Origin of the sequence: Lysobacter niastensis, assembly GCF_031457115.1 — a bacterium.
In the GTDB taxonomy this organism is placed as follows: domain Bacteria; phylum Pseudomonadota; class Gammaproteobacteria; order Xanthomonadales; family Xanthomonadaceae; genus Lysobacter_J; species Lysobacter_J niastensis_A.
Window position 1 is genome coordinate 1 of sequence record NZ_JAVDVY010000004.1, and the last position, 24,633, is coordinate 24,633.

Sequence of the window (24,633 nt, forward strand, 5' to 3'; positions counted from 1 at the left end):
GACGTGCGCATCGATCCCTTGCTGGTGCTCGAGCGCGGCCAGTAATTCTTTCCCCAAGGTTCGTCCTTCCCACGCGCGGCGGCGCGTTCGTCATCACTGCCAGCCGTGTTACCAGGCGGCGCGGTTCGACGTGCGCATCGATCCCTTGCTGGTGCTCGAGCGCGGCCAGTAATTCTTTCCCCAAGGTTCGTCCTTCCCACGCGCGGCGGCGCGTTCGTCATCTCGGCTGGCCCGGGGGCCAAGTGGCGCGGTCACCGCTCAGGCGGTAGTGATGGCATGGCCATTGCTGACACGGTTGCGCCCGGCCGCCTTGCTGGCGTAGAGCGCCTTGTCCGCGCGTTCGATCAGCTGCGCCATCTCGTCGTCCTGGTGCAGCTCGGCGACACCCAGGCTCACGCTTGCCTCGAACAGCCGCCCATCTATCGACAGCGGGCGCCCATTGATCGCGCCACGCAGGTTTTCGGCCACGCCCATCGCTTCGCGCAACTCCGTGTCGGGCAGGATCACCAGGATTTCGTCGCCGCCATACCGGCCGCAGGCGTCGTACACGCGCAGTCGGTTGCGCGCGCGCAGGACGATGATGCGCAGGAATTCATCGCCGATGCGGTGACCGTGCTCGTCGTTGATCTGCTTGAATCGGTCGATGTCGAAGAACACGATCGAAAGCCGCGTGCGCCGCGCCCGTGCCTCCTCGATGGCGGCGCGCAACCGCTCCTCGATCGCCCTGCGCGACAGTGCGCCGGTGAGCTTGTCGTAAGTTGCCATCTGGCTGGCGCGGTCGCGGTCGCGACGCAACTGGTGCATCTTGTCGGCCAAACCGACCATCAGCACCAGCCCGGCCACGGCGAAACCGGCCGGAAAGGCGTACAGCATCCAGCCCGAAGCGGGCCACCACTCCTGCAGTTCGCCGATCCGCCATGCAGTCAATACGAACAACGGCAGCCATGAAAGCAGGACGAAGTACGCCGCACGCAGGCGTTCCACGCAGCCCACGATGCTGGCCACGAACAGCGTACCGGTGAGCATCAGCAGCACCAGGTTCGCGATGTTGACCACGATCTCGGCGCCGGTCGCCAGCGACAGCAGCAACAGCACGCACAGGGCACCGCTGCAACCCTCCACGACCCGCATCAGCCGCGGCTGCCGCTCGCCGAGGTTCAGATAGAAGGCCAGGAAATGGCTGCTGGCCAGCACCGCGATCAGCCCCAACAGGTGCACCACTCGCGGATCGCTGCCGATCAGGCCGGCCAGTGTGGGCGCCAGGCGCATTTCACCGCCCGTCATGGACAGGTATCCGATCTGCGCCATCAAGGTCAACAGCAGATAGGCGTAGCTCGACTCACCGACGCCAACGCGGAAACCCAATGCCAGTATCGCCAGCACGACCATGGTCGCCAGCACGGCTGAGCGCAGCGCCACGTGCATCAGGTCGCCACGATGCACGACGGACATGGACTCGATGCTCAGTGGCATCGGCTGGCTGGTCGGGGCGAGAACACGCACGTACAGGGATTCCCCGCTCGCCAGCCCCTTGGGCAGCGGCGTCACCAGCGCGCGGGTGGAGTACTCGTAGTCCGCGAACTGGCCATAAATCGAACGCTGGACCGGCATGGCCTCGCCTGGCAGCCAGACCTCAACCTGGTTGAGGTAGGGCGACCGCATGACCAATAGCGGTGTGTCAGCCGCATCGATGGGGCGGGTGGTCGTCAACCGCCACCAGCGCGGTTCCCGGCGGGTCTCAAAGATGGCCTGGCCTTCGACTTCAGCGAATTCGGCATCGTGGGCACCGGCCATCACTTCGGCCGGCACTGGATCGGAGTCCAGCCTGGCCACGCGGAAATCCTGCGCCGGCACCGAGGCCGCCAACAGCATCCCGAGCAACAAGAAAATGGCCCGCCCCGTCCGTCGCAAGGTTCCCCCGACCCGTTCCGGCACTGCGCAGTGACCCGGAGCATAGCCGAGGATGGGCCGGCGGCGCATCGGCCACCGCGAAGGGTTGGTCGCGGGGTTTTACTCGCGGGCGCCGGACCCGGTGACGCGGGCGACCGCGTCATGGGCGTGCAGGCTCTCGAAGTGGGCCACTTCGGCGTCGAAGCGCTCGATGCGCGGATCCGAGGCCAGCACGGCCGCGACACGGCGCGCGGCATCCTCGCAGAACATCAGGTTTTCGGCATTGAGCCGAGCGAAGGCCTGCTCGTCCTCGCGCTTGACCGCGGTCTGCACCGGCGTGCCCAGGCCCTGTTCGATCGCGTCGATCAGCGCGGCCAGCGGCAGCTCGTCGAAAGCCGGGCGCAGTTCGACGCGGATGTCGGCGCGGCTGCGCTGGGCATGCGGGGTCGCGGCCAGGCCACGTTCGGATGCCAGCCATTCGCCAACCACGGCAGTCGACAAGGGCCGCGCCGCAGCGAAGTCCTCGGCGAAGCGCTCGGCATTGAGCTGTCGCGACAAGGCCGCCGAGGCGGGACAGGTGCTGGAATATTCGACCGCGAACCGCAGCGCCAGGTGCAGGTGACCGTCGCGCAGGCTGGCGTCGATCTCGACCGGGTAGCGCTTCCAGCCAGCGTTGTCGCTGGCCAGCGCCGGACGCAGCAGCAGTTGCTCGTAGCGCAGCACCAGGCGCGCCGCGCTGGAGATGCCGCCCTGGTTTTCGATCAGGGTCTGCAGGACGCGGCGCAATCCGGCTGGAGTCACCGTCTCGCTGGCGAACGCGCTCTGCAGTTGCAAGTACATGCGCGACATATGGATGCCGCGGGCGTCGGCGTCCTTCAGATCGACGGACACGTCGACCGAAGCGGCCACCGTAATGGCCTCGCCCTCGCCCGTGGCCACGCGCAGCGGCAGGGCGACGTTGGACATGCCGACCCAGTCGAGCGGACGCGCAGCGGCGGCGGCATCGAAGGCGACATCGGGAAGACGACGCGGGGTGCTGGAGGTGGTGCTCACGGTGTTTCCGGGTTCGGCGGGGGGACGAAACGGACGGCCATTGTAGCGGCCAACCCTTCAGGGGCCGCCTGCGGCGTTGAAACAATCAGTTTCGGGATGCCTTCCTTGAATCGGCGCCTGGTCAGCTCCGCGCGCCCCGCCAGGCGGCCAGCAGCGTGGCCCACGGCGGCAGAGGCAGGGCCGCATCGCCCCTGGCCAGGCGTTGGCGGGCCAGCGCCGACCAGACCCGGCGCGGCCGCGCGCCCGCGGTTACAGGCCACTGGGCCAACAGTTCGCGTCCCCAGGCGCTCAGGGGGCCGCTCTCGCCGGCCACGGCCAGCAGGCCCAGCGGTACCGCCGGCTCGCCCATATGGGCCAGCCGCGCATGCAGGAGGCTTGCGGTGACCGCCGGAATGGCCGCATCGAAGGGCCCCTCGAACAGCACCGCCTCGGTCGCGGCCGCCGCGCGCGCAAACGGCTGCAGCGCGGCCACCGCCTCCTCGCTATCGCGCGGACGTTCGCGGCTGTCGCGCAGGGAGGGCAAGGCCGAGGCCAGTTGCGCCCACGGCGCCGGCTGGCGTTGCAGGTTCGTGCCGAGTGGGTGCCGCCGGCGGCCTTGCGCCCACCCCTGCAGTTCCTCGCCCCACCAGGCCAGCTTGGCCTCGCCCGGTCGCGCGTCGCTGCCGCCCCAGGCGGCATCGGTGAGTTCCTGCAGCAACGATGCCCATGCCAATGCGATGGGACGCTGCGTCGCCGGCACGAACACCTGCGCCACCGCCCATTCGGGCCAGCGCGCGCGCCATTTGTCCGTAAAGCTGTGCAACGCGTCGTCGCGCTCGTGTCCGGGCATGTCCGATCCCACCACGCTCATGGCGTGGCCGGCCACGCCTCGGCGGCCGCCAGCACTGCGGGTTCATCCACCATCACATCGCCCTGCCACGCGAACGGATCGTCCTCGGACAGGCGATAGCCCCACAGCGCCACCACCGACGGCATGCCGGCCGCGCGTGCGGCCAGGATGTCGCGCTCGTCATCGCCGACGTAGATGCACTGCTCCGGGGCAACGCCAATGCGCTGCGCGGCCACCGTCAGCGGCAAGGGGTCGGGCTTGCGACGGGCCAGCGTGTCGCCGCCGATGAGGACCGCGCAGCGCTGCTCCCAGCCTAGCAACGGAATCAGTTGTTTGGCCAGGTACTCGGGCTTGTTGGTGACGATGCCCCAGACACTGCCGGCGTCCTCGATTGCCGCCAGCATCACCTCGATGCCATCGAATGGCGCGCCGTGGCGGCCGAGTTCGCGCTGGTAATGGTCGAGGAATTCGGGAATCCATTCCTCACGCGTTGCTGCATCGATGTGCGGGAAGGCAGCAGCCACCATTGCCCTCGCTCCTTTGGATACGTGCGGACGCAGCGCTTCCAGCGGAATGCCGGGCAATTGCCGCATCGCACGCATCGCATTGACCGCGGCGAGCATGTCGGGCGCGCTGTCGAGCAGGGTACCGTCGAGATCGAACAGGACGGCCTTGGGGAATGGGGTCGCGGGCATTGGGGGGCTGCCAAGGGGTGGGGGTTTCGCGTCGCGGGTTGGCTGGAATCGGCGGGGCCGCCACCTATTCCGCGTTACCGGCCTTCACCGCGCAGGCCAGGTAGTTCACGTCGGTGCGGCTGACGATCCGTGCATTGTTGCGCCACGGCTCGTACATCAGTCCGCTGACGTCCTCCAGCTGCAGCCCGGCCGCGCGCAGCCATGCGCCCATTTCCGACGGCTTGATGAAGTCGCGGTACTGGTGCGTGCCCTTGGGCAGGATGCGCGCGACGTACTCGGCGCCGACGATGGCCAGCGCGAACGCGGCCGGCGTGCGGTTGAGCGTGGACAGGAACAGGCGGCCACCGGGCTTGAGCAGCGTCGCACAGGCACGGATGATCGCGCCCGGATCGGGCACGTGCTCCAGCATCTCCATGCAGGTGATGGCGTCGAACCGGCCCGGCATTTCGACCGCCAGCGATTCCACCGACTGCAGCCGGTAGTCGACCTTCACGCCGGACTCCAGTCCATGCAGCCGGGCGACCTTGACCAATTCCGGGGCCAGGTCCAGCGCGGTGACCTGCGCGCCCTCGCCCGCCATGGCCTCGCTGAGCAGTCCGGCGCCGCAACCGACATCGAGCACGCGCGCGCCCTTCAGCGGCGTGCGGGCGGCTACGTAGCCCAGCCGCGCAGGATTGAGCGCGTGCAACGCCTTCTGCGGTCCCTCCGGATCCCACCAGCGTTGGGCGAGCGCGCCGAACTTGTCGAGCTCGGCTTGGCTGAAGTTGTCGTTGGTGGACATGTTCCTGTCGGTCATCTGCACACTCTCGAATCGTCATCCCGGCGAAAACCGGGATCCATTTTGCGGTTGCTTTTGCCTGAATCCGGACGTCTGGCTTTGGATGTCAACGGCAGCAGCCCAGCGAAAGCCAGGTGACGATGGCGTGACAACAGCGTGGAATGATCACGAAATCCCGATCACGAAATCCGGATCGCCGCGATGCGTGCGCGCCACTGGCGCGCGTTGACGATCAGCGCATCGCTATCCATGTCGACCAGCACGCGATCCCGCAGCTTCGGCCGACCGGCGATCCAGACATCGCTCACCTGGTGCCTGCCGGTAGCGTAGATCAGCTGCGAAATGACGTGGTGCAACGGCTGGGTTTCGAGTTGACCCAGGTCGACGCAGACCAGGTCCGCCTGTTTGCCCGACTCGATCGAACCGATCTTCGTCTCGAAGCCCAGCGCGCGTGCTCCACCGAGCGTGGCCGCGTGCAGCGCGCTGGCGGCATCGAGCGCCGACGCATCCTGCGCCACCGCCTTGGCCAACAGCGCGGCGGTGCGGGTCTCGCCGAACATGTCCAGGTCGTTGTTGCTGGCGCAGCCGTCGGTGCCGATGGCGACGTTGACACCAGCCTTGCGCAGCTTGCCCACCGGACAGAAACCCGAGGCCAGCTTGAGGTTGGATTCCGGACAATGCACAACGCTGACGCCACGCTGCGCACACAACTCGATCTCGGCATGGTTGAGCTGCGTCATGTGCACCGCGATCAGGCGGTCGTTGACCAGGCCCAACCGGTCCAGTCGCGCCAGCGGGCGCTGGCCGAGCTTGTCGTGCGACTCGGTGACCTCGTGCGCGGTCTCGTGCGTGTGCAGGTGCACCGGCAGGTCGAGCTGATCGGCGAGCATGCGGATGCGCTCGAAGTTCGCATCCGACACGGTGTACGGCGCATGCGGGGCGAACGCGGTGGCGATCAGCGGGTCGTCGCGCCACTGGTCGTGGACTTCGCCGGCACGGTCGAAGTACTCGTCCGACGAACTGGCCCATGCGGTCGGGAAGTCGATCACCGGCAGGCCGACGCGTGCACGGAAGCCGTGGCGCTTGTAGACCGCGGCCTGCACGTCGGGGAAGAAATAGTTCTCGTTGGCGCACGTGGTCCCGCCGCGCAGCATCTCGGCAATGGACAGCGCGATCCCATCGGCGACGAAATCCGGCCCGATCACCGCCCCTTCGACCGGCCAGATGTGGCCCTGCAGCCATTCCATCAGCGGCAGGTCGTCGGCGATGCCGCGCAGCAGCGTCATCGGGTTATGGGTGTGGGCGTTGACCAGGCCCGGGATCAGTGCGGCGTCCGGACGCGACACGGTCTCGGCGGCCAGGAAGCGGGCGCGCGCTTCCCGCGTCGGCAGCAGCGCGACGATGACGCCGTCGCGTATGGCCACGGCGTGATCCTCCAGGACCACACCGTGCGGTTCGACCGGGACCACCCAGCCGGCTTCGATCAACAGGTCGCAGGCTTGCGGGGGGGTGTCGGTCGTCATTCGTTTCTGGTCCGTCATCCCGGGAAGGCGGGATCCATTTTGATTTTCGGACTTGCGTCTTTCATTCCCGCGAAAGCGGAGGGACTCGGCCTGACATTCCTGCAAGGTATAAGCCGATGCCTGGGCCAGGTCCCCGACCGTCATTCCGGCGAAAGCCGGAATCCATTTTGACTTTGCCTTTCGGCTCCAGGCGTAGCTGACTGGGTTAGAGCGCAGCAAAGGCAACAGCAAAATGGATCCCCGCTTTCGCGGGGATGACACATTGGCAAAGCCGCCCGCGCAACGCGCGGGCGGGCCAATGCGTCACTTCACGCGACTGACGTACTCGCCCGAGCGGGTGTCGACCTTGATGAGTTCATCCTGGGCGACGAACAGCGGCACACGGACCACCGCGCCGGTTTCCAGCGTGGCCGGCTTGCCGCCGCCGCCGGAGGTGTCGCCGCGCACGCCCGGGTCGGTCTCGACGATCTTCAGTTCGACGAAGTTCGGCGGCTGGACCGCGATCGGGGTGCCGTTCCACAGCGTGACCACGCACTCTTCCTCGCCCTTGAGCCACTTCTCGGCGCCGCCCATGCCGGCCTTGTCCGCCTGGACCTGCTCGAAGGACTCCTGGTTCATGAAGTGCCAGTATTCGCCGTCCGCGTACAGGAACTGCATGTCGGTATCGACGACGTCGGCCTGTTCGACGTTGTCGGTGGCCTTCATGGTCATTTCGACCACGCGGCCCGACTTGATACTGCGGTACTTGATGCGGGTGAAGGCCTGGCCCTTGCCCGGCTTGACGTACTCGGTCTCGGTGATGATGCACGGGTCGTTGTTGACCAGGATCTTCTGTCCGGTCTTGACGTCGTTCATGCCCAGGCTGGCCATGGTGGAACTCCTGCTAGGTGAATAGGTGTCGTGGCGCCACGCCGCGTCGGCGGCGAAGGCTAGAATGGCGGGCTGTTGTGCCGGGCCCGCAGGCCACGGCGCAAGGAAAACCGATCCGCCATGATACCTGCAGCCCCCATCCCCATGCAGCACGCCCCTTTGCAGGCGCCCCCTGCCCCGCGCTGGCAACAGCTCTGGCGCGAGGCCGTGCGCGACCCGCGCGAGTTACTGGACCTGCTCGGACTGGACCCGGCAGCACTGACCCTGTCCGATGAGGCGGCCGCCCAGTTCCCGCTGCGGGTACCGCGCGGCTTCATCGCCCGCATGCGGCGGGGCGATCCGGATGATCCCCTGCTCCGCCAGGTGCTGCCGCTGGACGCGGAAATGACGCCGATGCCGGGCTTTGGCCTGGATGCGGTCGGCGATGGCGCGGCCAAGGCCGGGAACGGCGTCATCCGCAAATACCGGGGGCGCGCGCTGCTGGTCGCCACCGGAAGTTGCGCGGTGAACTGCCGCTACTGCTTCCGCCGCCACTTCCCCTATGCCGACGAGACCGCGGCTGCGGGCGGCTGGCGCGAGGCCATCGAGCTCATCCGCGCCGACGACAGCATCGACGAGGTGATCCTCTCCGGCGGCGACCCGTGGTCGCTGGCGACCGCCAAGCTGGCCGAACTGACCGACGCCCTGGCGACGGTGCCCCATCTGCGGCGCCTGCGTGTGCACACGCGCCTGCCGGTGGTGCTGCCCGAACGCGTGGATGCCGCGTTGTTGGAATGGGTCGCCCGCCTGCCCTGGCCATTGACCGTAGTCCTGCATGCCAACCATGCCAACGAGTTCGATCCCTCGGTCGATGCCGCGCTAGGCCGCCTTCGCCAGGCCGGCGCGAATTTGCCCGGCTTTACTTTGCTCAATCAGGCGGTACTGCTGCGGGGCGTGAACGACAACGTGGACGCCCTCGCCGACTTGAGCGAGCGCGGGTACCGCGCAGGCGTGCTGCCTTACTACCTGCACCAGCTCGATCGCGTGCAGGGTGCCGCACATTTCGAGGTACCCGACGAGCAGGCCCGCGCGTTGCACCGCGCCCTGGCCGCACGACTGTCGGGCTACCTCGTTCCGCGGCTGGTGCGTGAAGTAGCAGGCGATCCGGGCAAACGACCGTTGTAGCTCCCACTTCATGCCGCGTTGCGTGGACGGGAGTGTGTCCTTCGTGTCATAAACACGCCAGGGAGGGGTAACGAATGCAATTCGGCAAAGACACGGCGCTGCGCCTGGTGATCGTCGACGACAGCGTCGAGGCGGCCGAGGCCATCGTCAGCGGACTGCGCAACAGCGGCATTGCGGTGCGGCCTTCGCGGCCCGAGAGCGAGGACGACCTGAGGGCGCTGATCGCGCAGCAGCCGCCCGACTTGGTGCTGGCCGCGCGCTCTGCGCACACCGTGCCACTGGAAAAGGTGATGCAGGTCGTCGACGCGACCGGCAAGGACCTGCCTGTGCTGGTGCTCATCAACCAGCTCGACGACAGCCGCCTGTTGCAGGCGATGCAGCTGGGTGCCCGCGGCGTGGTGCTGCGCGAGCACATGGACCATGTCCAAAGCACGGTCCGCGCCGAATGGTCCGACCTGGAAGCCCGCCGCGCGCTGCGCCGGCTCGAGGCCCAGGTCCGCGAGACCGAACGCCGTTGCGACGCGCTGATCGACTCCTCGCGCGATCCCATCGCCTACATCCACGAAGGCATGCACATCCGGGCCAACCCCGCCTACCTGGAGATCTTCGGCTTCGAGTTGTTCGAGGACATCGAGGGGATGTCCCTGCTCGACCTGATCGCGCCGCAACACGTCTCCAACTTCAAGCAGCTGCTCAAGCAGTTGTCCAAGGGCGAGCCACCGCCGCCGCGGTACGACACCCAGGCGCGTGCGCTGGACGGCAGCCTGTTTCCGGCCGTGATGGAATTCACCGCGGCCAGCTACGAGGGCGAGAACTGCCTGCAGGTGGTCCTGCGCCGCCAGGAGCTGGACCCGGAACTCGCCCGCGAGGTCGAGGAACTGCGCCAGCGCGACCAGGTCACCGGCCTGCTCAACCGCGCCACTTTCCTCCGCGCGCTGGAAGACACCGTGGCCGACGCGGCGCAGAACGCCAGCCATCACGCACTGCTGCTGGTCGAACCCGACCACTACACCCGCCTGATGCAGGACATCGGTCTGGATGCCGCGGACGAATTGATCTCCGGCTTCGCCGCGCGCCTGCGCTCAACGCTGGGACCGGACGACGTTGCCGCACGCTTCTCCGAACATCAGTTCGCGGTGCTCAGCCGCAACAGCGACCACGTCGGCACCACGGCCTTGGCCGAGAAACTACGCAGCGCCTTCTCCGACGAAGTGCTGGAAATCGGCAACCGCTCGCTCACTGCTACCGTCAGCATCGGCGGCGTGCAGATCGGCGAGAAGATCGCCAGCGTCACCGCGGTGCTTGCCAAGGCCAGTCAGGGCGTGCAGTCGACGATCGGTGTCGGCGGCAACCGCGTCGAATTGTTCGATCCGGGCGCGGTGGACCGCGCCGAGGAAGCGCGCATCGAGGCCTGGGTCGCGCGCATCCGCGATGCGCTGGACGGCGACCGCTTCCTGATGAATTTCCAGCCGCTGATCAGCCTGCACGGCGCACCCGGCGAGATGTACGAGGCCTACCTGCGCATGCAGGGCGACGAGCCGGGCGAATTGGTGCAACCGCTAACCTTCCTTCAGATCGCCGAGGAGCACGGCCTGCTGTGGGAGATCGACCGCTGGGTGGTGGGCAAGGCGATCCAGGTCATCGGCGACCGCCAGCGCAGCGGCAAGCGCACCACCATGCTGGTGAAGATCACCCAGGCTTCGCTGCAGGACGACAGCCTGCTGCGCCACATCGAGGAGAAGCTGGCCAAGCACGGCACCGACGGCAGCCTGCTGGTGCTGCAGTTGCCGGAAGCCAAGGTGTTCACCAACCTGCGCGCGGCGCAGGAGTTCCAGACCGGGGTGGCCAAGTTCGGCATCCGGGTTGGGCTGGAACAGTTCGGCGCCGGCCTCAACTCGTTCCAGTTGCTCAGCCACTTCGATGCGGCCCTGCTCAAGATCGATCGCGGCTTCATGCAGGACCTGCCGACCAGCCCCGACCACCAGCAGCGCATCCGTGAGATCGCCGACAAGGCGCACGAACTGGGCAAGCAGACGATCGCCGAGTTCGTGCAGGACGCCGGCAGCATGACCATCCTGTTCAGTGCCGGCATCGACTACGCACAGGGCCACTTCCTGGCCGCCGCCAGTCCCGACATGGACTACGAGTTCGAGTAAGGACTTCCGGGTCCCACAAAAAAGCCCGCCTTCCGGCGGGCTTTTTTCTTGCCGAGGGTGTTTGGCCTCTCAGCCCACCACGGTGCCGCGTACCTGCTCGACCGGTGCATTGCGCAGCGTCTGGATGCGCTCCTCCAGCGGCGGATGGCTCATCAGCAGCTTGCGCAGGCCGTGGCCGACCGCACCGCTGATGCCGAAGGCCTGCACGGTCTTGGGCAGCGTGCTCTCGCCGTACGTCTGCGACAGGCGCTCCAGTGCCGCGATCATCTTGTCGCGGCCGGCCAGGCGCGCACCGCCGGCGTCGGCGCGGAACTCGCGGTAACGCGAGAACCACATCGCGATCATGCTGGCGAACAGGCCGAACACCATGTCCAGCACGAACACGATTACGTAGTAGCCGATGCCCGTCCCGCCCTCGCGGTTGCCGCTCAGATAGCTGTCGATGACGCGTCCCACCACGCGCGCGAGCACGATCACGAACGTGTTCAGCACGCCCTGGATCAGCGCCATCGTCACCATGTCGCCGTTGGCGACGTGGCTGACTTCATGGCCCAGCACCGCCTCGGCCTCGTCGCGGTTCATCGCCCGCAGCAGGCCGGTCGACACGGCGACCAGCGAGTTGTTGCGCGTCGGGCCGGTGGCGAAGGCATTGATCTCCGGGCCGTCGTAGATGGCCACTTCCGGCATCTTGATGCCGGCCGACTCGGCCTGGCGGCGCACGGTATTGACCAGCCACTGCTCGGACTCGTTGCGCGGCTGCTCGATCACGTGGGCGCCGGTGCTGCGCTTGGCGATCCACTTGGATGTCAGCAGCGAGATGAACGAGCCGCCGAAACCGAAGATGGTGGCCATGACCAGCAGGCCGGCCTGGCTCTGCGGGTTGATGCCGAACACCGCCATCACGATGCTGAGCAATGCCAGCACCGCGAGATTGGTGGCCAGGAACAGGGCGATACGCTTGAACATGATGGAAACCTTTCGCGCCCCATGCGCGTCTGACAATGAAAATGTGGCAGGCTGACGTTGAATTCAAGTGAAATGATCCCTTGAAACCACCGCGCGCCGCTTTGCACGCCGAGTCCGCAGTGCCCGCAAATCCCATACCGCCCGCCACCGCCTACCGCGGCCGCTTCGCCCCCTCGCCCACCGGCGACCTGCATTTCGGCTCGTTGCTGGCCGCGTTCGGCAGCTGGCTGCTGGCACGGGAGGCTGAAGGCACCTGGCTGGTGCGCGTGGAGGATCTGGACCCGCCTCGCGAGGTTCCTGGCGCGGCGGAACGGCAACTGGCCACGCTGGCCGCGTTCGGACTGCACAGCGATGAACCTGTCGTCTACCAGAGCGCACGCGGCGAACGCTATCAGGCCGCCATCGAGCGCCTGCTGGCTCAGGGCCTGGCATTCGAGTGTCATTGCAGCCGGTCGGCGCTGGCCGCCAGTGGTGGCATCCATCGTGCCTGCCTCACGCGCAACCAGCGCGTGGAGCCCGCCATCCGGCTGCGCGTGCCCGATGACGGCGTGGTGGCCTTCGACGATCTGATTCATGGCCAGCAATCGCAGGACGTGGCGCACGAGGTCGGCGACTTCGTGCTCAAGCGCGCCGATGGCTATTGGGCCTATCAGCTTGCGGTGGTGGTCGACGATGCCGAACAGGGCATCACCGACGTGGTGCGCGGCGCCGACCTGCTCGACTCGACGCCCCGGCAGATCCTGCTGCAGCGCGCGCTCGGCCTGCCCTCGCCGCGCTACGCGCACCTGCCGCTGGTACTGGGCCGGGACGGACGCAAGCTGTCCAAGTCGGACGCCGCGCTACCGGTCGATCCTCTCGATCCGCTGCCGGCGTTGCGCGCGGCCTGGCGCTGGCTGGGCCAGACACCGGACGCACTGGTCGGCGCTGGCAATGTGCCGGCGCTGCTCGCGCAGGCGCAGGCTGCTTTCGTGGCGCAAGCCATCCCCGCCCGCCGGGCGCGCCTGGACGACACTGCGTCCACGGAAGTAACAATCGCAGACTAGACTCGACTGCGCGGGTTCGAGTCCCTAGGATCGACCCCACAAGCGGCTCAACGCACAACCGCGGCCCTCGTGCCGCGATCGGGAGAAGACTATGCAGTCTCGCGTGGCACTGGTCACCGGCGGCACCGGTGGTATCGGAAGCTCCATCGTTCGCCGCCTGGCCCAGTCGGGCCACCGCGTCGCCACCAACTTTCGCGACGAAGCCAAGGCCAGGGCCTGGCAGTCGCTGATGCGCGAACAGGGCCTGGAGGTCGCCATCGCCCACGGCGACGTGACCTCGGCCGACGGCTCCGCCGACATGGTGCGCGAAGTGGAGCGCCAATTGGGGCCGATCGACATCCTGATCAACAACGCCGGCATCACCCGCGACTCGACCTTCCACAAGATGGACGTGATGCAGTGGAACGATGTCATCGCCACCAACCTCAATTCCTGCTTCAACGTCACCCGCCCGGTGATCGAGGGCATGCGTGAGCGCCGTTGGGGCAGGATCGTGCAGATCAGTTCGATCAATGGTCTCAAGGGCCAGTACGGCCAGGCCAACTACGCCGCCGCGAAAGCCGGCATGCACGGCTTCACCATCTCGCTGGCCAGGGAAAACGCGCGCTTCGGCGTCACCGTCAACACCGTCTCGCCCGGCTATGTCGCCACCGACATGGTGATGGCCGTGCCCGAGGAAGTGCGCGCCAAGATCGTCGCCGACATCCCGACCGGCCGTCTCGGCGCGCCGGAGGAAATCGCCTATGCGGTTTCGTTCCTGGTCGCCGAGGAAGCGGCCTGGATCACCGGTTCCAACCTGGATATCAACGGCGGACACCACATGGGGTGGTGAAGGCCCAAGCTGCGCCCGGAACCCCGACATTGCCGGCAACTTTGGCCCCGCCATGCGCTGTCATTTGCGCTTGCGGCACGAATCGCCCCCTGGCCACGGGGGCGGAAGCCTCGCATTTTGAACGATGGCCTTGGGACCAGTTGCAAGGCCCTTCGCCCTGCGCCATGCTGCGAAGCACCACGATTTAGAGCCAAAGCTCGATGACCTCGATTCGCGTCATCAAGAAGTACCCGAACCGGCGTCTGTATGACACCGAAATCTCGAGCTACATCACCATCGAAGACGTGCGCCAGCTGATCGTCGATGGCGAGGAGTTCGAGGTGCGCGACGCGCGCACGGGCGATGACCTCACCCGCCAGGTGCTGCTGCAGATCATCGCCGAGCACGAGCAGGACGGCGAACCGGTGCTGTCGACGCAACTGCTCAGCCAGATCATCCGTTTCTACGGCGACTCGCTGCAGGGCTTCATGGGCAACTACCTGGAGCGCTCGATGCAGGTCTTCCTCGACCAGCAACAGCAGTTCCGCAACCAGATGGGCGGCGTGATCGGGCAGACCCCGTGGGCGATGATGAACCAGCTCACCGAGCGCAACCTGCAGCTGTGGAACGAGTTCCAGCGCAATCTCTCGGGGAACATCGGCCAAAGCCCCAGCGCGGACAACAAGAAGACCGGCAACAAGCGCTGACGCGCTTCCCCGCGTCCTGGAACGACAACCCTCTGACATGAATCCCCGCATCGCTGTCGTCAGCGGCGGCATCGGCGGTCTTGGCACCGCGATTTGCCTGTCCCTCGCCCGTAACGGCCGCCGCGTGATCGCGGCCGACCTCGACCACGACCCCGCCCGCGTCGCCGCATTCGCCCAGGCGACGCAGGGCCACGACATCCAATTGAGCCCGCTCGACATCACCGACTCCGCGGCCTGTGCGGACCTGGTCCGTCAGATGGAAGACGACCATGGCGCGATCGACGTGCTCGTCAACGCCGCCGGCATCACCCGCGACACGCGCCTGCGCAACATGGAACAGCGCCAGTGGGACGAGGTGATGTCGGTCAACCTCGACGGCGTGTTCAACCTGTGCCGGCCCGCGGTCGACGGCATGATCCGGCGCGGGTTCGGGCGCATCGTCAACATCAGTTCGGTCAACGGGCAGACCGGGCAGTTCGGACAGACCAATTACTCCGCCGCCAAGGCGGGCATGCACGGGTTCACGATGGCGCTGGCGCGCGAGGTCGCCCGGCATGGCATCACCGTCAACACGGTGTCGCCGGGTTATTGCGAGACGGCGATGGTGATGGCGCTGAGCGAGGACGTCCGCAGCAGGGTCGTCGAAAGCGTGCCGGTGGGACGGCTCGGCAAGCCAGAGGAGATCGCGCGTGTGGTCGAGTTCCTGGCCGCGGACGATGCCGCCTTCATCACCGGCATCAACCTGCCGGTCAACGGCGGGTTGTTCATGAGCTTCTGATCGCTCGCGTATTCAAACCCGCGGGATACAAAAAAGCCGGCCTGGGCCGGCTTTTTGTTTGCATGCCACGCGCTCAGCGCAGCGGCGCCTTTCCCTGGCAGTACTTGGCGTAGTACTGCTCCGCCTGCGGCATCATCGATTGCAGGTGCGCGATGCGGTTCGCGGGGTCCGGGTGCGTGGAGGCGAACTCCGGCGGGCGCTCGCCGCCTTCCAGTTGCGACATGCGTTCCCACAACGGGATCGCTTCGTGAGGATTGAAGCAGGCGGCCGCGGCGAGCATCAGCCCGACCTGGTCTGCCTGGCTCTCGTGGTTGCGTCCGTATGGCAGGATCAGGCCGTACTGCGCCCCCGCACCCAGCGCGGCCATGACCGCCTGTTGCTGTTGCGGGTCCATGCCGCCCAGCGCGACACCGGCGGCCATCTGCCCCATCTGCACGAGCTTCTGCTGGGCCATGCGCTGCGAACCGTGGCGCAGCAAGGCATGCGCGATCTCATGCCCCATCACCACCGCCATCCCGTCCTGGTTCTGCGCGATCGGAAGCAGGCCGGTGTAGACCGCCATCTTTCCGCCGGGCAGGCAGAACGCATTGGCCTGGTCGGACTGGATCACCGCCACGTCCCACTGGAAGCTCTGGTGATCGGTCGGCGCCTGCTGGCCGTACTGCGCGGCGAGATCGGCCGTCACCTGCGGCACCCGCGCCACCAGCCGCTGCGCGATTTCGCGGATCTGCCGGCTTACCTGGGCATCGGGAGGCAGCAACGCACCCTGGGCGTTGGCTTCGCCGACCACTTGCTGGAATGCCTGGGCGCCAAGCTGCACTTCTTCCTCGGCGGTCGCGCCGTAATGCGCTTTCTCGCCCGTATAGGGATCGACCTTGGCGCTGCCGAACCACTGCCAGGCCGCGTATCCGGCAAACAGGATCAAAATCCACCAGCGGATGCCGCCGAAGCCGCGACGCGGCCTGCCTTGCTGGCCGTAGCTGCTTCCCATGGGATCGACCCTCATCTGCGCACTCCTTCGTCAGATATCGCGCGCCACGCGGAAACCGGTGCGCGCGGTGGTGGAATTGGCCTCGCCGCTCATGCGCCACGACGAACGGGTCTGTTCAGGCGAACTGGCCCATGAACCGCCGCGCACCACGCGCGCGCGGCAACCGGGATTGACCCAGGCTTCGCCGCCGCGTGGGGCACGCCGATAGGTATCGTGCCAGCAATCGGCGACCCACTCGCTGACATTGCCGTCCATGTCGTGAAGGCCGAATGCATTGGCCGCGTAGCGCCCGACCGGCGCGGGCCCCCAGGAGCCATCGCCGTAGCCGGTGAAGGCATTGCTCCAGCGCCGCCCGCTGGGCGATTTATCCAATGCACCGGTGAAATTTCCCGTGTCGTCCGGCGGCATGCCACCGCCCCACGGATAAAGCCCCCGTCCGCCGGCGCGCAGCGCGTACTCGAATTCGGCCTCGCTAAGCAGCCGGTAGCGCTGACCGGTTTGTTCCGACAGCCATTGCGCGTAGGCCGTGGCGTCCTTGGCGCTGACATGCACTACCGGCATCGAGTCGGTAGCGCGGTTGCCGGCGTAGTCGGACTGCCAGTCGACGTTGCCGCTACGCACGAAGTTGCCGCTGCGCTCGTCGTAGGCGGTCGAATAGCCGCGCCGCGTCGATCGCGACCGGTGGCCGCTGGCGAGTACGAAGCGGCGGAATTCGCCGACGGTGATCTCGAAGCGGGACACCGCAAGACCGCGCTCGAAACGGATATTGCGCGCGGGACGCTCGCTGTCCTCGCCCGGCTCGCCCTCGCCCGCGCCCATCCGGAACGCGCCGTGCGGAATCACCGCCATCTGCGGGCCACGGCCGCCATTGCGGATCGCATCGGTGAACACTTGCCCCGGACGGAACAGGCCGTAATGCGTGGCCAGGTCGATGCGCTGGCGCAATTCCGCCGCCGCCGGATCGGCGCTGGGCGCAATGCGCAACAACGTCGCCAGGTGCGAGCGCGCCTCGTTGATTCCATCCTCGCGCGACAGGGCCGCCAGGCCCATGTCGCGCAGGCGGCCGACGCGCACCATGCGCTGCATGGCGATGCGGCCGCGTGCGTCGTCCACCGCGGCGAAGCCGGGCCGGACCTTGCCGGCCTGGTCGAGCCAGCGCGCGGCGGTGGCATAGTCGTCGGCCGCGGCGGACAGTTCGGCGCGGCGGATCAGCGTGCTTTCCGCGGCTGCCATCCCCTGCATCGCGCGGACGTCGCGCGGGCGCAGCCGCAATGCCTCGCGAAAGTGCGCCATGGCACCGCCGTTGCCGTTCTCGCCGAGGCGATCGGCATTGAGCTCGTCCTCGCCGAGCCGGTTGGCTTCCTGCGCTTCGTCGGCACGGTCCAGCCGTTCCAGGAACACCGCCACCTGTTCGTCTCCCGGCGCCGCCACGCGCGCGACAGCCGCGACCTCATGCGCACGACGCAGCGACAGCGGGTCATCGTCGATGCCGGCCAGTTCCGCATCGCCCTGTTTCACCAGCGCCACCACGGCGCGTTGCAGGCCGCGCCGGATCGCCGCGTCTTCCGGCGCATGCGCACGCAGGGCCAGGTACAACGGAATGGCCGCTTCGGCATCGCCGAACAAGCGGTCCTCATCCAGCGCGGAGGCCGCCTGCTTGCGCAGTTTCGCGGCATTGTCGTCGGTGACGACGATGACCGGGGCCTGCCAGGGCGGCACAGGCGATACCGCCTGGTCGGCGCTGACGGTCACGATCGGCGTTCTCGCCGGCACGCTTTCGGTACGCGCATCCTTCCCGGCCTGGTCCCGCGAGCAACCTGCGAGTATCCCCGCCAGCATCACTCCCGCCAGAGCCGCGCTCGACCACCCGGCAACGACATGTACGCGCAATCGCCCTCCTGACCTGCGACCTGAACTGCCAATCTGAACCGACGGCCCGAACCGGGCCCGCCGAAAGTAGGCTATTGTCGCCCGCCCCGGCAACCTCGCCCGCCCGACCCGCCTTCTATCGTGTCCATCTGGATCAACACCCCCGCCGCGCTGCACGCCCACCTCGATCGTCGCCCCGCGCGCATCGGCCTGGATACCGAGTTCGTCCGCGAACGCACCTTCTGGCCGCAACTGGCCCTGGTGCAGATCGCGATCGAGAACGGCCACGACGGCAAGGGCGAGACCATCCTGCTGATCGACCCGCTCGCTCCCGGCATGGCGCAGGCGCTGGTGCCGGTGTTGAGCGATCCGTCGATCCTGAAGATCATGCACAGCCCCAGCGAGGACCTGGTCGCGTTCCGCCACACCTGCGGCGTCGTCCCCAGGCCGCTGTTCGACACGCAGCAGGCCGCGGCGCTGGCCGGCGTCGGCGGTGGACTGGGCTACCAGAAGCTGGTGGAGCAACTCACCGGCGTCGCGCTGGAAAAGGGCGAAACGCGCTCGGACTGGCTGCGTCGTCCGCTCTCGCCGTCGCAGCTCGAATACGCCGCCGACGACGTGCGCCATCTGTTCGAGATGCACGACATCCTCGACGGCATGCTCGACAAGCTCGACCGCCGCGCCTGGCTGGCGGAAGACGCCACCCGCACCCTGCTCAATGCCGAGAACGAGGCGCCCGAGCGCTGGCCGCACCTGTCACTGCGCAGCGCGCAGTTCCTCGATCGCGAGTCGCAGCGCCGCCTGGTGCGCCTGTTGCGCTGGCGCGACACATACGCTCGCGACAACGACCGCCCGCGCAACTGGGTGCTGGACAACGAACTCGCCGTCGCGCTCGCCCGCAAGCCTCCGGCCGACCGGCAGGCACTGCAGGACCAGCTCGATGCGCACCCCAAGGCCCCGCGCAAGCTCGGCGACACGATCTGGCGCGTGCTAAACACGCCGCTGGCCGATGAGGACCAGGCGCCCGATTCCACCGTGGCCGAAACCCGCGACAAGCAGCAGCTGCGCCGGTTGCAGGACGCCGTGGCCGCCCGCAGCGCCGCACTCGGCCTGCCCGACGGCGTACTCGCGTCGCGGCGCTGGCTGGAAGCGCTGATCGACCAGGGCACCTGGCCCGACGCTCTGACCGGTTGGCGACGCACTGCGCTGGAAGCGGATCTGATGCCGCTGCTCGGCGCGCAGGACTGACTCGTCCGGACACGACCATGCCCCGCAAGAAGACCTCGACCGACGACGTGCTCAAGGCCCTGCGCGAGTTCGGCCTCGCCTATCCGGGCGCGCACACCAAGAGCCCCTGGCCCGGGCACCTGGACCTCGCGGTGAAGGACAAGACCTTTGCCTACCTGAGCATCGAAGGCGAACCCTTCAGCATCAGCTGCAAGCTGCCGCAATCGCACGCCGAGGCGCTGTGGCTGCCGTTCGCCAAGCCCACCGGCTACGGCCTGGGCAAGAGCGGCTGGGTCACCGCCACGTTCGAAGCCGGCGACGAGCCGCCGCTGGAATTGTTCAAGGCCTGGATCGACGAGAGCTATCGCGCGCAGGCGCCGAAGAAGCTGGTCAAGAGCCTCGATTCGTAGCGCGGGCCTTGGCCCGCCGCGAAAGCGGGGATCCAGTGCGTTGTCTTTGCACTCCCGAGCCTCAGGGGTCCATCGTTGGACCTCTGGAGCTCGACCGTTGTGCCTCCACGGGCCGAAGCCCCGGGCTCGAAGCTCCATCGTTGGACCTCCGCAGCCCGGCCGTTGAACCTCTGAGGTCGACGCTCGAACCACCGGAGGTCGACGCTCGAACCATCGGAGGTCGACGCTTGATCCTCCGGAGCTCAAAGCCCGGACCTCGACGCTTCATCGTTGGACCACCACAGGTCGAAGCACGGAGCCCAAAGCCCGGCCGTTGGACCTCGGGAGATCGACGCCTGGACCTCGAGGGGTCGAAACCCGGACGTGACGAGGTCCAAAGGAAAAGGCGCGAGTGCACGCGGTCCGGAAAAGATCCGGACCGCGTGCCCCGCTGCGGTCAGTACGAAGCCAGCACCGTCACGTTGCTCGCCGCCGCCACGCCGACCATGCGCAGGTAGTAGGTACCAGCGGCCGGATTGCTCAGCACCATCGCCTCGGCGTTGCCCAGTCGCGCCGACGACATCAGGTAGCTCGTCGTGGTCGGCAGGACGTTGCGCGCCACGTACAGGGACACATCGCCGGTACCGCCGTAACTGCGCAGATTGAGGCTGCGCACGCCGGCCGGAACGGTGAACCTGTAAAGCGCGCTCTCGCCTGCCGCGACACCTTGGGAGGGCAGCGGCGCACGGTTGATCAACGGCGTTGCCAGGTCCTCCTCGCGCACACCGGCGATGGCGACCGCAACCGCGGCCGGCGCATCGACGATGCCCGTGCCGACCTGCTGCGAAACCGGCGGCACGATCGCGAACGGCTTGGTCTTCGCGCGCAGCACCGCCTTGACCAGCGCCGGCGTCAGCGGCGCGTGACCGGCAGCGACCGAAGCGCTCTGCATCAGCGCGACGACGCCCGCCACGTGCGGTGACGCCATCGAGGTGCCGATCATCCCGCGCAGCACGTCGCCCGCCGGCGACGCCACCGGCGTGGTGCGGCTGCTGTTGCCCAGCGACCAGATCCAGGCGGTGTCGCCGTCGCTGCCGGAGGTGGCATTGCCGCCGGGAGCCGACAGCGTCACCGCCGGGCCGTAGTTGGAGAAGTAGGAACGACCGCCGTCGATGCCGGTAGCGCCGACCGTGATCACGCCGGAGCAGCCCGCCGGGGAGAAGTTCTCGGCATTCATGTTGTTGTTGCCGGCTGCCACGACCACCGTCGTGCCGCGTGACAGCGCGCCGTTGATGGCGTCCTGCGTGGCCGGATCTTCCTCGCAGCGGTAACCGCCGCCCAGGCTCATGTTGACCACTTCGGCCGGCGTCGGATTGGCCGGCACGCCAGGCACGCTTCCACCCGAAGCCCAGGTCAGGCCATCGGCGATGTCCGAGGTCAGGCCGCCGCACTTGCCCAGTACGCGCACCGGCTGGACCTTCGCGCCATAGGCGACGCCGGCGACGCCGATGGCGTTATTGGTCACCGCGGCGACGGTGCCGGCCACGTGCGTGCCGTGCCAGGAGCTGTCCGACACCATGCCATTGCAGAACGCTTCGCTGCCGTCGAGGAAGTCGCCCGGATCGTGCGCATCGGCGTCGCGGCCATCACCGTCGGCGGCCACGTCGGGATAGAGCTGGCCGTCCTCGGTCTGGCCGTACCAGCTGATGAAGTCGTATCCGGGAACCATGTTCGCGGCGAGATCGCGATGATCGACATAACCGGTGTCGATCACCGCGACGACCACGCCGGTACCCGTCGAGCCTTCCCATGCCGCGGGTGCACCGAGGCCGGCGACGGGATCGGTGTAGTCCCATTGCAGATCGGCGAAGCGCGGATCGTTCGGGATGACGTCCTGCCTGTACTTGAAGTAGTCCGGCTGCGCGTAGACCACGTCAGGATCCTGGCGCAGGCGCGCCAGCAGCGCGCTCGTTTCCGCGGCATCGAGCGGACGCGAACTGCTCAGCACTTCGCCGCCTGCCGCCATGCGGCGCACGTGCCGCATCTGCAGCGGTTTGGCCGCGCTGCGCGCGGTGGCCGCAACCTGCACCAGGCCTGCGCCCTTCGCCGCCGCGTTAGCCAGCTGTTCCATCGCCGCGGTGGTCCGGCGCGCGCCGTTGGCGGTGCGGTACTTGACGATGAAACGGTTGAAACGGTTCTGCACCGGCGCGCGGTCCGGCGTGTAGCGCATCACGCTGCGCGGCGCCGCCTTGGTGCTCGATTTCACGGCCTGGCTGACTTCGGCCGCGTCGGTCGTGGCGGCCACGCCGCCGATCAGCCCCAGCAGGGCCATGTGTTGGATGAGCTTCATGAGTAGTCCCGATTTGAGGCGCCGCCACGCAGGCGCGGCGGGCGCCTGGAGGTGGTCAGAGGTCGAGGCCGAAGCCAATGCCGGCCGAGCTGTCGTCGTCGGTGAATGCACCACCGATGCTGAAGGACGCGCGATCGCCGATCGGCTTGGCATAGCCGACCGAGAGCGCGCTTTCGCCGTTCTGCCAACCGGCGCCGACTGCCACTCGCCCGCGCGGACTGTGAGTATTGGCGGCGTTGATCGCCATGCTCATCATCGCCGAGTTCATCGCGCCCATCTTGTCCAGGTGTTTGTCCTGATCCGAGAAACGGCGTTCGATGTCCTGGGTGAAGTCGCTGAACTGGTCGCTCAATGTCTGGAAGCGCTGGTCGGTATAGCCGTTGGCCGACGTCAGCGTGCGCGTGGCGGTGACATCGGTGTAGTTGTTGGCGCTGGCCAGCGTGGCGGCATCGGCTGCATCCACCTGCCCCTTGGTGGCGGCGTCGGTCGTGGCCACGCCATTGGCGAGGTTGCGTATCTGCGTGCCGTTGGCGCCGGCCAACGTCAGGCTGGTCTTGCCGGCGCCGTCGTAGGCGATGCCATCGCCGGTCGCGGGCGGCTGCGGGGGCTCCGGTTGTGTCGGCGGCGGCGGCGGCGGCGGAGGCGGCAGGTTGTCGACGCTGTCCTGCAGACCGCTGAGCCGGCTGTCCACCGCGGCGAGCGCCGCACCGACGTCGCTGTAGCTGGCGCCCTGGATGGCGTAGGTCGGTGCGCCGAGTACACCCGATTGCATGCTGGCACCACCACCGAGCGCACCGGCGTACTGGCCGAGCTGGGCGACGTTGACCGCATCGGTCGCTTCGGTACCCGCCGATACGTTGACGATCTGGCGGGTGAATGCGGCGACGGTCGAGCCGTCACGGCGCATCCAGTCCTGCGAGGCACCGACCGACACCGTGTTGTCGCGATCGGTCATGGAACCTGCGCCGAGGGCGACGCTGTTCTCGCTCATCGTCAGGCTGTTGTAGCCCAGCGCCATGCTGTTGTTGCCGAACGCGTGCGCTTTCTCGCCGATCGCGACCGCGTGCAACGGCTGCTCGGGCCCGGTGTAATCGAACGGACCGATGATGACGCCGCCACAATCCTGTGTGTTCGGATCGCAGGGCGGCGGCAGCTCCTTGAGCGGACGATCGCCACCGGTCTGCGCGAGATAGCCCAGGGCGACGCTGCCTTCGCCCCAGGTGAAGGTCTGGAAGCCGATCGCGACTGTTCCTTCGGACTGGGACAGCGCGGCGTTGCCCAACGCCACCGACTGGTATCCCCAGCTCATCGCATACGCGCCGACTGCGGTGGACTGGTCGCCATTGGCAAGCGTGCCCCCGCCCATCGCGGTCGAGGTTTCGCCGCGGGCGGTCGAAGCACCGCCGATGGCCGTGCTGCCATTGCCCGTCGCCTCCGCCTCGCTGCCGAACGCGGAACTCAGGTAGCCGTGCGCCTCGGCGAAATTGCCCACTGCCACGGATTTTTCAGTCGCCTGCGCGCGGTGGCCGATGGCCACGCTGAGCGCGCCATAGGATTCGGCGCCCGGGCCGATGGCCACCGATACGTCGCCGTCGGAAGCGGCACCCGGGCCCAACGCGGTCGACAGCACGCCGTCGGCGCGGGTGACGAAGTGCCCGATACCTTCGAACGGCCCCACCGTCAGATACGCCTCGGTACCGATCGCGATCGCGCCAGCGCCATTGCTGCTGGCGTTGTAGCCCATCGCAATCGATGCGAATCCGCCGGCATTGGAGCCGTACCCGATCGCCGAGCTGTAGTCGCCCGTCGCGGTGGTGCCGAAGCCGAATGCCGACGAGCCCTGCCCCAGGCTGAGCGTCAGCGCGCCGACTGCGGTGCTGTCGATGCCCAGGGCCGCCGCGCCGTAACCGAATGCGGCGGCATTCTCCGCGCCGGCAAAGCTCGACGCGCCCGCTGCGACCGCATGGACGCCGTCAGTGAACGCGGCATCGCTGCCGTCGCCCGCGCCATCGGCCTGGAAGTAATTCTCCGCCGATGCTGCGTCGGCCGCTTCGACGAGCGTGTCGTTGGCCGCGCCGTCGATCGGTTCAACAGCCGCCGTGTTCTTCGCGTCGACGGACTTGTTCGCCGTCGGCACTGCGGCCATCAGCGGCAGAGGCGCCACACAGGCCAGTGCCATGGCAACGGCCAGCGCGTGGCGCGCCAGCGGCCGAATCGTGTTGTCCCGTGTACCTGCTGCAGCATGCCGGCGCATGTCGATCTGCGCGCCGGTGTTCTTCTCCCCGAGCATACAAAACATTGTCTTCCGACCCTTTCGGCTGATAGTCGTGTGAAATCAGAAGGAACGCGGCGTCGTGGCGACGCGCGGTAATGTCGTTCCCCTCTCCCTCGCCGAACTCCTCGGCGGCATTCGTCCCGACACGCGACATACTCGTTGTCGCGCCAGTCCATGGAACGATTGGGACACTACGTTTCACTCAGATGACTTGTCACGCACGCGAACTTCCGTATTTCTTCCCTATTTCTCACGCTTTTTACGAAGCC

20 protein-coding genes are annotated in these 24,633 nt (G+C 67.6%); 8 read left to right on the forward strand and 12 right to left on the reverse strand.

Features of this window, described 5'->3' with window-relative positions:
- Positions 1-258: 258 nt before the first annotated feature.
- The 7 genes from J2X06_RS16940 to efp form a co-directional block, all read right to left on the reverse strand.
- Positions 259-1,872 (reverse strand): diguanylate cyclase, encoded by a 1,614-nt coding sequence (locus J2X06_RS16940; RefSeq protein WP_310064489.1) that lies wholly within the window; start codon positions 1,870-1,872, stop codon positions 259-261.
- Between the two features lie 138 nt (positions 1,873-2,010).
- Positions 2,011-2,943: a GTP cyclohydrolase FolE2 gene (folE2, locus tag J2X06_RS16945; RefSeq protein WP_310064491.1), complete on the reverse strand. Its 933-nt coding sequence runs from the start codon at positions 2,941-2,943 to the stop codon at positions 2,011-2,013.
- 121 nt (positions 2,944-3,064) lie between these two features.
- The gene (locus J2X06_RS16950) at positions 3,065-3,772 is read right to left on the reverse strand and encodes a phytoene/squalene synthase family protein (RefSeq protein WP_310064493.1); all 708 of its coding nucleotides are present in this window, start codon (positions 3,770-3,772) and stop codon (positions 3,065-3,067) included.
- A 17-nt stretch (positions 3,773-3,789) separates the two neighbouring features.
- Entirely contained in the window at positions 3,790-4,467 is a 678-nt protein-coding gene (locus tag J2X06_RS16955; protein ID WP_310064495.1) for a phosphoglycolate phosphatase, read from the reverse strand.
- 64 nt (positions 4,468-4,531) lie between these two features.
- Positions 4,532-5,263, reverse strand: coding sequence for a bifunctional 2-polyprenyl-6-hydroxyphenol methylase/3-demethylubiquinol 3-O-methyltransferase UbiG (gene ubiG / locus J2X06_RS16960; protein WP_310064497.1), 732 nt, complete (start codon positions 5,261-5,263; stop codon positions 4,532-4,534).
- 161 nt (positions 5,264-5,424) lie between these two features.
- Positions 5,425-6,768: a TRZ/ATZ family hydrolase gene (locus tag J2X06_RS16965; protein ID WP_310064500.1), complete on the reverse strand. Its 1,344-nt coding sequence runs from the start codon at positions 6,766-6,768 to the stop codon at positions 5,425-5,427.
- 303 nt (positions 6,769-7,071) lie between these two features.
- Positions 7,072-7,638 carry an elongation factor P gene (gene efp / locus J2X06_RS16970; RefSeq protein WP_310064502.1) on the reverse strand — a complete coding sequence of 189 codons (567 nt, stop codon included), beginning with the start codon at positions 7,636-7,638 and terminating at the stop codon, positions 7,072-7,074.
- Positions 7,639-7,758: 120 nt separating this feature from the next.
- On the opposite strand from efp, the gene epmB reads away from it, so the two are divergent.
- Positions 7,759-8,802, forward strand: a complete 1,044-nt coding sequence (gene epmB, locus J2X06_RS16975) for an EF-P beta-lysylation protein EpmB (protein ID WP_310064504.1) — start codon at positions 7,759-7,761, stop codon at positions 8,800-8,802.
- A gap of 74 nt (positions 8,803-8,876) precedes the next feature.
- On the forward strand, positions 8,877-10,958 hold the full coding sequence (locus J2X06_RS16980) for an EAL domain-containing response regulator (RefSeq protein WP_310064506.1): 2,082 nt from the start codon (positions 8,877-8,879) through the stop codon (positions 10,956-10,958).
- Between the two features lie 69 nt (positions 10,959-11,027).
- Here the strand turns inward: J2X06_RS16980 and htpX are convergent, their stop codons facing one another.
- Entirely contained in the window at positions 11,028-11,924 is an 897-nt protein-coding gene (htpX, locus tag J2X06_RS16985; RefSeq protein ID WP_310064508.1) for a protease HtpX, read from the reverse strand.
- A 119-nt stretch (positions 11,925-12,043) separates the two neighbouring features.
- On the opposite strand from htpX, the gene gluQRS reads away from it, so the two are divergent.
- The 4 genes from gluQRS (at position 12,044) to phbB (J2X06_RS17005) (ending at position 15,263) form a co-directional block, all read left to right on the forward strand.
- The gene (gene gluQRS, locus J2X06_RS16990; protein ID WP_310064510.1) at positions 12,044-12,967 is read left to right on the forward strand and encodes a tRNA glutamyl-Q(34) synthetase GluQRS; all 924 of its coding nucleotides are present in this window, start codon (positions 12,044-12,046) and stop codon (positions 12,965-12,967) included.
- A 91-nt stretch (positions 12,968-13,058) separates the two neighbouring features.
- Complete coding sequence (phbB, locus tag J2X06_RS16995) at positions 13,059-13,799, forward strand: acetoacetyl-CoA reductase (protein WP_310064512.1); 741 nt, start codon at positions 13,059-13,061, stop codon at positions 13,797-13,799.
- 200 nt (positions 13,800-13,999) lie between these two features.
- Positions 14,000-14,485, forward strand: a complete 486-nt coding sequence (gene phaR, locus J2X06_RS17000; RefSeq protein ID WP_310064514.1) for a polyhydroxyalkanoate synthesis repressor PhaR — start codon at positions 14,000-14,002, stop codon at positions 14,483-14,485.
- A 37-nt stretch (positions 14,486-14,522) separates the two neighbouring features.
- A complete protein-coding gene (gene phbB / locus J2X06_RS17005; protein ID WP_310064516.1) occupies positions 14,523-15,263 on the forward strand; it encodes an acetoacetyl-CoA reductase in 741 nt (246 codons plus the stop codon).
- A 73-nt stretch (positions 15,264-15,336) separates the two neighbouring features.
- On the opposite strand, the gene J2X06_RS17010 is transcribed toward phbB (J2X06_RS17005), so the two are convergent.
- Positions 15,337-16,269: a M48 family metallopeptidase gene (locus tag J2X06_RS17010; protein ID WP_310064518.1), complete on the reverse strand. Its 933-nt coding sequence runs from the start codon at positions 16,267-16,269 to the stop codon at positions 15,337-15,339.
- 15 nt (positions 16,270-16,284) lie between these two features.
- Entirely contained in the window at positions 16,285-18,093 is a 1,809-nt protein-coding gene (locus tag J2X06_RS17015) for an SUMF1/EgtB/PvdO family nonheme iron enzyme (protein WP_430539625.1), read from the reverse strand.
- A gap of 171 nt (positions 18,094-18,264) precedes the next feature.
- On the opposite strand from J2X06_RS17015, the gene rnd reads away from it, so the two are divergent.
- Together rnd and J2X06_RS17025 are read left to right on the forward strand one after the other, a co-directional pair.
- Positions 18,265-19,371 carry a ribonuclease D gene (rnd, locus tag J2X06_RS17020; RefSeq protein WP_310064522.1) on the forward strand — a complete coding sequence of 369 codons (1,107 nt, stop codon included), beginning with the start codon at positions 18,265-18,267 and terminating at the stop codon, positions 19,369-19,371.
- A 17-nt stretch (positions 19,372-19,388) separates the two neighbouring features.
- Positions 19,389-19,760: an MmcQ/YjbR family DNA-binding protein gene (locus tag J2X06_RS17025; protein WP_310064524.1), complete on the forward strand. Its 372-nt coding sequence runs from the start codon at positions 19,389-19,391 to the stop codon at positions 19,758-19,760.
- Between the two features lie 436 nt (positions 19,761-20,196).
- Here the strand turns inward: J2X06_RS17025 and J2X06_RS17030 are convergent, their stop codons facing one another.
- Both J2X06_RS17030 and J2X06_RS17035 read right to left on the reverse strand, forming a co-directional pair.
- Positions 20,197-22,089 (reverse strand): S8 family peptidase, encoded by a 1,893-nt coding sequence (locus tag J2X06_RS17030; RefSeq protein ID WP_310064526.1) that lies wholly within the window; start codon positions 22,087-22,089, stop codon positions 20,197-20,199.
- Positions 22,090-22,144: 55 nt separating this feature from the next.
- Positions 22,145-24,379: a YadA-like family protein gene (locus tag J2X06_RS17035; RefSeq protein WP_310064527.1), complete on the reverse strand. Its 2,235-nt coding sequence runs from the start codon at positions 24,377-24,379 to the stop codon at positions 22,145-22,147.
- Positions 24,380-24,633 lie beyond the last annotated feature (254 nt).